This window comes from Vulcanococcus sp. (assembly GCF_044369115.1).
In the GTDB taxonomy this organism is placed as follows: Bacteria; Cyanobacteriota; Cyanobacteriia; order PCC-6307; family Cyanobiaceae; genus Vulcanococcus.
Genome location: NZ_JBIPMN010000121.1, coordinates 1 through 8,178, shown reverse-complemented (window position 1 = coordinate 8,178; position 8,178 = coordinate 1). Strand labels below are relative to the sequence as shown.

General features: G+C 67.0%; 9 protein-coding genes. 5 read left to right on the top strand and 4 right to left on the bottom strand.

Annotated elements, in window-relative coordinates; translation table 11 throughout:
- On the bottom strand, positions 1-255 hold a 255-nt coding region (locus tag ACIQ2E_RS10100; RefSeq protein WP_398329750.1), incomplete at its 3' end, for a class I SAM-dependent methyltransferase.
- Positions 256-384: 129 nt separating this feature from the next.
- Between ACIQ2E_RS10100 and ACIQ2E_RS10095 the strand changes: the two genes are divergently transcribed.
- Entirely contained in the window at positions 385-744 is a 360-nt protein-coding gene (locus ACIQ2E_RS10095; RefSeq protein WP_398329753.1) for a 2Fe-2S iron-sulfur cluster-binding protein, read from the top strand.
- Entirely contained in the window at positions 741-1,115 is a 375-nt protein-coding gene (locus ACIQ2E_RS10090; RefSeq protein WP_398329747.1) for an ArsC/Spx/MgsR family protein, read from the top strand. The genes ACIQ2E_RS10095 and ACIQ2E_RS10090 overlap by 4 nt, the downstream gene beginning before the upstream one ends.
- Here ACIQ2E_RS10090 and ACIQ2E_RS10085 read toward each other — a convergent pair.
- Positions 1,078-2,559 (bottom strand): hypothetical protein, encoded by a 1,482-nt coding sequence (locus ACIQ2E_RS10085; RefSeq protein WP_398329744.1) that lies wholly within the window; start codon positions 2,557-2,559, stop codon positions 1,078-1,080. The genes ACIQ2E_RS10090 and ACIQ2E_RS10085 overlap by 38 nt on opposite strands.
- Positions 2,560-2,622: 63 nt before the next feature.
- On the opposite strand from ACIQ2E_RS10085, the gene lepB reads away from it, so the two are divergent.
- Entirely contained in the window at positions 2,623-3,384 is a 762-nt protein-coding gene (gene lepB, locus ACIQ2E_RS10080) for a signal peptidase I (RefSeq protein WP_398329741.1), read from the top strand.
- Here the strand turns inward: lepB and ACIQ2E_RS10075 are convergent.
- Positions 3,344-4,642, bottom strand: a complete 1,299-nt coding sequence (locus ACIQ2E_RS10075) for a dihydroorotase (protein WP_398329739.1) — start codon at positions 4,640-4,642, stop codon at positions 3,344-3,346. The genes lepB and ACIQ2E_RS10075 overlap by 41 nt on opposite strands.
- Positions 4,639-5,991, bottom strand: coding sequence for a histidine phosphatase family protein (locus tag ACIQ2E_RS10070; protein WP_398329736.1), 1,353 nt, complete (start codon positions 5,989-5,991; stop codon positions 4,639-4,641). The genes ACIQ2E_RS10075 and ACIQ2E_RS10070 overlap by 4 nt, the downstream gene beginning before the upstream one ends.
- A 100-nt stretch (positions 5,992-6,091) precedes the next feature.
- Between ACIQ2E_RS10070 and ACIQ2E_RS10065 the strand changes: the two genes are divergently transcribed.
- Positions 6,092-7,513: a lysostaphin resistance A-like protein gene (locus ACIQ2E_RS10065; RefSeq protein ID WP_398329733.1), complete on the top strand. Its 1,422-nt coding sequence runs from the start codon at positions 6,092-6,094 to the stop codon at positions 7,511-7,513.
- Between the two features lie 88 nt (positions 7,514-7,601).
- A complete protein-coding gene (locus ACIQ2E_RS10060) occupies positions 7,602-8,048 on the top strand; it encodes a hypothetical protein (RefSeq protein ID WP_296369666.1) in 447 nt (148 codons plus the stop codon).
- Positions 8,049-8,178 lie beyond the last annotated feature (130 nt).

Sequence of the window (8,178 nt, the reverse complement as noted above, 5' to 3'; positions counted from 1 at the left end):
CCCCGGCTCGCCCAGGCGCCGGCGTGCCTCCTCGAGCATCTCGGAGCTGGGATCGAGGGCTGTGAGGGTCCAGTCGGGCCGTTGGGCTACGGCTTCCAGGAGCTCAGAACCTGTGCCGCAGCCTGCCACCAGCACCTCAGCGCCCGAGCCGGAGGCCAAGGGCGAGGCGGCCAAGAGGGCAACAGACAAACGCGCCAGGCTGCCGTAGCCAGGAATCATCTGGCTCTGAAGCCGTTCGTAACCGGAGGACTGCACCGCTGATCAGCCAGAACCCCAATGCTAAGGAGCCCGGCCATCAACGATTTGGTGTCAGCCCTCAACATCGGCCGCAGGAATCGGCTGCGGCCAGGTAAGTTTGTCGGCGCCGAAGATCCCCGTCCGACCGTGCCCACCATCCGTTTCGAACAGGAAGGCCAGCAGGTCGGATGCATCGAGGGGGCAAACCTGCGCAAGGCCGCCATCGATGCCGGCATCAACCCTTACAAGGGCCTGAACAACCTCAACACCTGCGGTGGCGTGGGCCAGTGCGGCACCTGCGTTGTGGAAGTTGTGGAAGGTATGCAAAACCTCTCTCCCCGCAGCGATGTGGAGCAGGTATACCTGGCTGATCGTCCCGCCAACTACCGCCTGAGCTGCCGCACCAGTGTCAATGGCGACGTCACCGTGCGCACCCGTCCCCAAGCCGGTGCTGGTTCCGGCTCCAACAGCCTAGTGGGCGCCCTCAAGAGCTTGATCGGCAAGTGAGCCAGAGGCTCCGGATCTACAGCTACGCCAAGTGCGGCACCTGCCGCAAAGCCCTGCAATGGCTTGCCCTGCAGGGCTTTTCTGTGGATGCCGGCACGCTCGAGCTGCTCGACATCACCGAGCAGCCGCCCAGTGTCGCCGAATTGCTTGCGGCCTTTGAGAGCCTGGGCCGCAAGCGCCTGTTCAACACCAGCGGCCAGAGCTACCGGGCCCTAGGCAGCACCGCAGTAGCAGCCATGGACGACGCAACCGCACTGGCGGCCCTCGCTGCCGATGGCAAGTTGATCAAACGGCCCTTTGCGATCACCCCGCAGGGAGCAACGCTCGTGGGGTTCAAGCTGGAGGAGTGGCAGGCGGCTCTCCAGAGCTGACCGGTGTGGTGAGTTCATCGAGCTCATCCATCAGTGCATCAATGCCCGCCCGGTTCATCTGGGCCAGGTAGTTGAGCTTGAGCTGCTGCAGCAGCGCGCAGAGCAACTCCTGGCTGCGCTCGAGGGTGCCAGCCTGCTCCAGCGCTGCTGCCAGCTCCTCCCAGAAGCGATCGATGGCCTGTTGCAGCAAGGCGCTCTGGCGATCGTCGCTGCGGGCCAAGCGTTGAGCCGTGCCCCGCGAAAGATCCAGCAGACTGTCGACCACTCCACCGGCCAGCTGCCGACTGATGCCGGCCGGCACCATCACGCCACCGGGCACCTCCCGCAACTGCTGCTGCAGGGCATGGCCCAGCAGCGACTGCAGCTCCGGCGCCAACCGCGGGGTCACCTGACCCAGCACCATCGGCCCCCAGAGGCGCACGAGATCCAGCAGCTGCTGCTCATCGGCGCCGCTCACGCTCTGGTGGCTACGCAGGCTGCGGATCCAGCGTGGCCACTGGGAGGAGCGAATCAACGACTGGGTGCCATCCACCAGCTGCAGCGCCAGCACCTCGAACAGCTCGAGAGCCAGCAACGACACCACGGCCCGGCTCACCGCAGCCCGCAGCGGCTCCACATTGATCAGCCGGGCCTTGCTGAGGCGCTCCACCACGGGAACAACCCGCATCCAACGCCAGAAGGGCAGCAGCAACGGCAGATCAACCCAGCGACGCAGCAGCGCATCACGCCAGCTCAGCCCCGGGAAACGACGCCGCATGCGCAGCATGCGCAGCAAGATGTCGATGGCGAACACGCTCTGGAAGAGCAGCAGGTCGATCCGCCAGAAGTGATCCGTGGGCCGGCCGTTCTCATCGATGGAGCGCCAGTAGCTCGTGGCCACCAACGGCAACACCTGCTGCTGCCAGAAGCGCCGCTCCTGTTGCCAGCTGCTCTGCTGCAGCCAGGGATCACCGAGCAGCTGGGAGGCCGCCTGCTTGGCTGAATCATTACCGGCCCGCTGGCGCAGGCGGTTCTTGATCTTTTCGAGGGTGCCGCTGTTGCCAGAGGCGGCAAACGGGTTCTCGTTGATCATCGCCTCGGTGAGAACCACCAGGAGGCGCCGCTGCGCTGTGCTCTGGGCGAGCGTGGATCCCTCGAGTAGGGACTGATCCAGCCGCTCAAAGGCCTGCAGATAAGCCTGGGTTTCGCGATGCGGCTCGATCCCCTTCACCGGGTCGTAGAGGGGGGTGAGATCGGGCAGCAGGCTGAGGGGCACCACCAGGGGAACCTGGGGCAGCGGCGTGAGGTTGCGTTGCAGCCAGAACGTGCGCAGGGGGATGTAGGCGATGTCGAACAGCACCAGCAGCAGGTTCAGCCCAGCCCACAGGGCCACAGCCCGATCCCAGTGGCACCAGAGCCGCGAGGCCGTGACCCTCTGGGCCGACAACCAACGCGGACGAACCATCTGATGCTGGAGGCAACGGCCCTAATCTGCCTCACTTGCACCTGCTGCCGGCAGTTCCAGCCCTTGTCCAGCCCCGACCAAGACGCGACCGCACCGCAGCCCGATCCCACGCCCGACCCGCAAGCAGCCCCGCAGCAGGAAAGCCCCTGGGTGTTCTGGCGGGGCGTGCTGATCACGCTCGGCGTCGCCCTCGGTGTGCGCCAAACCGTGGTCGAGGCCCGCTACATCCCATCGGGCTCAATGCTGCCGGGGCTGCAGCTTCAGGATCGGCTGCTGGTGGAAAAGCTCACCTACCGCAGCCGCCCCCCGCAACGCGGCGAGATCGTGGTCTTCCACGCCCCGCACCATTTCGATCCGGTGCTCAAGCCCAACCACCAGGCCGGTCCGCTGCGGTGCCTGCTGGTGAACCTGCCCCTGGTGAACCTGGTACCGGGCCTGCAGGAACCGGCTTGCGATGCCTACATCAAACGGGTTGTGGCGGTGGCCGGCGATCAGGTGGTGATCAACCCCCGCGGCGAGGTAACGGTGAACGGCCAGCGGCTGAAAGAGCCCTATGTGAGCAACTACTGCCCGGTGGATGCGCAGGGCATGGGCCCCTGCCGCACGCTGAACGCCACGGTGCCCCCGGGCCATGTGCTGGTTCTGGGCGATAACCGCGGCAACAGCTGGGATGGTCGCTTCTGGCCCGGTGGTGCATTCCTGCCAGACAGCGAAATCATCGGCCGGGCCTTCTGGCGGTTCTGGCCGCTCGGCACCGCCGGCGAACTGAACAGCAGTGATCCACTCAAGCCAGCGAAACCGGCCAGCGGCGCAGCTCCGGGATGAGACCACTGGCCAGCAGCTGGCCGGTGAGTGTGCCGGTCGTGGCCGGCTGATTGGCGGCCTGGGGGCCCCAGTTGTCGTTGCTGGGCTGCCACTGGCGGCTGGGATCGAACACCACCCATTGATCGCTGCCCAGGCTGAGGCTCGGGGAAGCCAGGCCCAGCAGGCGAGCAGGGGCAAAGCAGAGGGCTTGCCAGAGCTGCCCGGCGCTCCAGCCGCGTTGCAGCACCAGCTCCTGCCACAAACAGGGCAACACGAAACGATGGCCGGCGACACCAGGTTTGCGCTGATCCAGAGGCAGCAGCTGCTCTTCGGCATCCAGCGCCTGGTGATGCACGGCCACCGCGGTGAGCACCCCATCGGCCAAACCCTGCTGGAGTGCCAGGCGATCGGCGGGTGTTCCCAGGGGTGGCACAACCCGCCAACCCTCCGCGATCGGATCGAGGCTGCCGCTATCGGCAAGCAGATGCCACCAGCACACTGTGGCCTCGGGGCGCTGCTCGGCCGGCAGCTCCCGCAACAGACTCACACCCTCGGCTGTGGAGAGATTCATCAGCTGCAGCCGCCGCTTGGGATGACGCCGCGCCATCGCCAGCAGGTTTTGCAGCGGCAGGGTTTCGCTGATGGAGGGATCGGTGGGCCAGCCCGCACGCAGCGCCTCCACCCCCTCACGCACGAAGCCCCCCTGGCTCAGACTGGCGTCGCGGGGGGCCAGCAGCACCGGTGCATCGCCGCATTCCCCCAGGCTGAGGCCGCGCTCTAGCAGCGCCAGGGGCGGTATCTGATCGGCCTCAGCCAGGCCAATGGCACCGGCCGCCAGCTGATCGCCGTGGGGGGCAAGATCAGCACCGCTGGCGCCATGGCTGAAGCTGCCCCAGAGCAGCAGCTGCAATCCGCCGAAGGGTGCCACACCCTGCAGCCGCTCAGGCCGATCGCGCCAGCTCGAGGCGCGGGGCAGCAGGGCCACTGTGCCGTAGCCGGCGGCAAGAGCCGAGCGCTCCAGTGAGGCCAGGGATTCGGCCGATCCAGTGGCCGGATCCTCCAGCTCGGAATGGGGATCCACCAGCGGCGGCGCCAGCAGCCAGGCCTGGGCATCGAGCACCTGAGCGCCGCAAGCCTTGGCCTGAGCCGGCGCATCACCGCCAATCGCTGTAAGCAGCCCCGCCTGAATCAGCACATCGCATCGGCGCAGCTCAGCGCCTTCCGCTTCGAGCAGCTGAACCTGATGCAGCAGCAGCGGCGGCTCGGGGTTGGGGGTCATAGAGCGCCGGCGGCGGTGCGATCCAGAACACCCCCAAGATGGGCCGTTTGGTTCAAACACACCACCACCGGCGGTTGATCAGGGCCGTGGGGGTAATCGATCACCGTCACACCACCATTGCCCTGCTTCACCACCCAGATGTCGGCGGGCCCGAGCCCCAACAAGGCACAGAGGATGGTTTTGTTCACGGCATCGTGGGCCACCACCAGAGCCGTTTCGTCGCTGTGGAGGCTGGCGGCGATGGTGTTCCATCCGCGCAGCGAACGATCCCACACGTCGTGGATGGTTTCGCCATTGGGCATCTGCACTGTTTCTGGCGCGCGCTTCCAGGCCGCCAGCAGCTCACCCCAACCTTCGGAAATTTCCGATTCCAGGCAGCCCTCCCATTCGCCGTGGCCGATCTCCACGAGATTGCGCACGCTGGTGAGGGGCACGCCGGGGTGGTGGCTGAGGATGCCTTCAGCGGTTTGACGCGGCCGGGCCATGGAGCTGGTGTAAGCCCGCTGGAACGACACCTTGCGCAGGAAGTTGCCGGCCGCGGCGGCCTGCGCGCGGCCGTTCTCGTTGAGCGGAATATCGATCTGGCCCTGGAAGCGGCCCTGGCGGTTCCAGTCAGTTTCGCCGTGGCGTACCAGCAGCAGGCGCGGGCCGGGCCCCTTGGCGGGCAGGCGCCCCCCGCACACCTCGGGGTGGAGATGGGTGGTGCCATTGAGTGATTCGATCTGCACCGAAACATGCCCCTCAACATCGGCGCTGAGGTTGAGCACCGAGAGGGAAGCGTTATCGACCCGCAGGCGGCGGAAGCCGCTGGCATCCACACCCAGCAGGGTGAGCAGTAGGCAGCGCAGGATGGCGTTGTGGCCCACCACCAACACGGTCTGCGCTGCGGGGCTGCTGGGGCTGTGCTCAGCCAGCAGGCGATCCACAAAGCGGCGCGCCTGATCCATCAAGGAAGGGATCGGGGCATAGCTGCTCCCATCGGGGCGCTGCAGCACCAGCTGCTCCGGATGCTGCTTCCAGGTGCGGTAGGCCTCTGGGAAGCGCTCCTGCGCTTCGCTGCTGAGCAAACCGCTCCAGGGGGCCAGATCGACTTCCAGCAGATCGTTATCGAGGCGGGGCTCCAGGCCGCCGCCCTGGGCGGCGAGCAGAGCGGTGGCTGTGTCGTGGGCGCGGCGCAGGGGAGAGCTGTAGGCCGCGGTGATCGCTAGATCCCGCAGAGCCTCGCCCGTGGCCAGGGCCTGCTTCACACCCTCCTCGGTGAGGCTGGAGAGATCGTCGCGGCCCTGGATGCGGTGCTCGAGATTGAAGCTGCTCAACCCATGGCGAACCAGCAGGATCCGGAGAGACACAGGCGCAGGATTGAGCAAAAGTCATCGTATTTGGTGGGGTTTCAGCCCAGAGCCAAACGATGAGATGCTGCGCTGATCAGTTCCAGGGAGCAGGCGTAGGGTGACAGCAGCCAACAGGCCCAGCGGCAGACCGGAAGGGGCAGCGCCGAGCTGGAAGGTGGCGCTGGCCTTGGTGAGCCTGGCCCTGAGCCTGCTGCTCTGGCTCAACGGTCTGATCGACAGCCTCAGCCGCCCCTCCGTCGGCAACGACCTCAACCGCCGCCAGCTGGAGCTGGCGGTGCTCGCCGAACCGCAGCTCAGCGGACCGCTGCGCAACCTGCTGGCGGGCCACAACCCGTTGGAAACCCTCCGCAAGGCCCTCGCTGAGGAGATCAACCACGCGCGGGAAGGCGGTCAAAGCCCCGATCCAGACCTGCTGCTGGAGCAGGCCCTGCTGCTCAGGCGCCAGGGTCAGACCCCAGCCTCCGATGCGCTGCTGGCGGAACTGGGCTCCGGCAGCAGCCCCCAGGCGACCCTGGCCCAGGCCCTGCTCGAGCCGGAGCGAAAGCCCGATAGCCCGGCAAACCAAACCTTGCCCGGGAGGCAAGGTTTGATCGATGCGCTGCCTCAGGGCGGCGTTCTGCGGCTGTGGAGCTGTGAAGAACTCACGCCAGGCACCGATTGCGGCGCTTCCGGCGGCAGCCGAAGGGCGCTCCTACAACTGGTGAGCGTGAGCGTGCTGCCGGTGCTGTTGCTGCTGCTGGGCAGCGCCGCGTTGCTGCGGGAGCTGTGGCTGCGCTGGCGTGGCCGCGCCGCAGAGGCACCCGCGCTGCAGGGCCCCCAACTCAGCGGCCTCGATGCCGTGCTGCTGATCGCCGGCGGTTTCGTGGTGATCGGCGAGCTGCTGACCCCTTTGCTGGTGGGCCCCTTGCTCACGGGCTTGCTGCAGCAGCTGGCCGTCACAAGCCCCCTGCGCGAGGGCATCAGCGTGGTGAGCCTGTACCTGGCGTTGATGGCCGGGCCCCTACTCATCCTTGCCCTGATGCTGCGGGGGAAAGGGGCCATGGCTGGGCTGCAATTCCGCTGGAACCCTCTAACCACCAACCTGCGGCAGGGGCTGAAGGGTCTCCTCATGGTGCTGCCCTTGGTCAGCCTGGTGGGCTGGTTGCAGGGGCAGCTCTGGGGGGATCCAGGCGGCAGCAACCCGTTGCTGGAGCTGGTGCTCAACAGTCACAACGTGCCGGCACTGGCCTGCTTCGGCTTCACGGCGATCGTGCTTGCTCCTCTGTTTGAAGAAACGATCTTCCGCGGTGCCTTGCTGCCAGTGGCGGCGCGCAAGCTGGGGGCCACCGGCGGCGTCCTGCTCAGCGCTGCGGTGTTCGCGGTGGCTCACCTGAGCCTGGGTGAGCTGCTGCCGTTGCTGGTGCTGGGCATCGGGCTTGGTTGGCTGCGCTGGAGCAGCGGCCGGCTGGGCAGCTGCGTGCTGATGCACGGCCTCTGGAATGCCCTCACCTTCACCAATCTGGTGGTGCTGGGCTGGTAGCGGACAGGGGCGTGAGTCTCGATGCTTGATCGCCCCCTTGCTGGAGGGGCGGGCGCGTGGTTCACTTGCGCAGTTCTGCCGCGCACCTGTGGTCGCCGCCCCACTGCATCAGACCCAAGAGGGTCAACGGCGATCCACCGCTCGGCCCCTGGAACTGATCCAGGGATCGCTGTCGTCGCGCAAGGCCGATCGCCAATCCCCCCTGCTCGGCAACCTGCATCGCATCGCCGATGGCAGCCTGCTGGGCTTGGGGGTGGCCGTGCTCGGCCTGAGCGGCCTCACCCTGCATTGGCAGGGGCAGTGGACCCAGAACTTCCAGAAGCTGGAAGCAGCCCAACGGCTGGAGCATCGCTTGCAGGAATCTGCCGCTGTGCTGGAGCAGCATCACCTGGGCATGACCCGCAAACCTGCCCTGCTTGAACCCACCTCCAGCCAGAAACTCGTGTATCTCGAGCCTCCGGCCACAGCTCAGCAGCCCCGCCTACGCGCCCTACTGGCCCAGGTGAATCCCCGTCAGATCCTGCCGGGATACTGATGGCGGTTCACCGCCTCGAAAGCCGGCGGCCGGTCCCGCGCAGTAGCGGCGGTGGGCGCCAGCGGCGCGTGTTGACCCTGAGCCCGGTGCCTGCAGCTCGTCTGTGGGCCGTGTATCTGCTGATGGCGGC

Bases quoted from the DNA above. Each gene is read 5' to 3' on its own strand.
- ACIQ2E_RS10075 (WP_398329739.1), bottom strand. From the start codon at position 4,642: ATGACCCCCAACCCCGAGCCGCCGCTGCTGCTGCATCAGGTTCAGCTG.
- ACIQ2E_RS10085 (WP_398329744.1), bottom strand. From the start codon at position 2,559: ATGGTTCGTCCGCGTTGGTTGTCGGCCCAGAGGGTCACGGCCTCGCGG.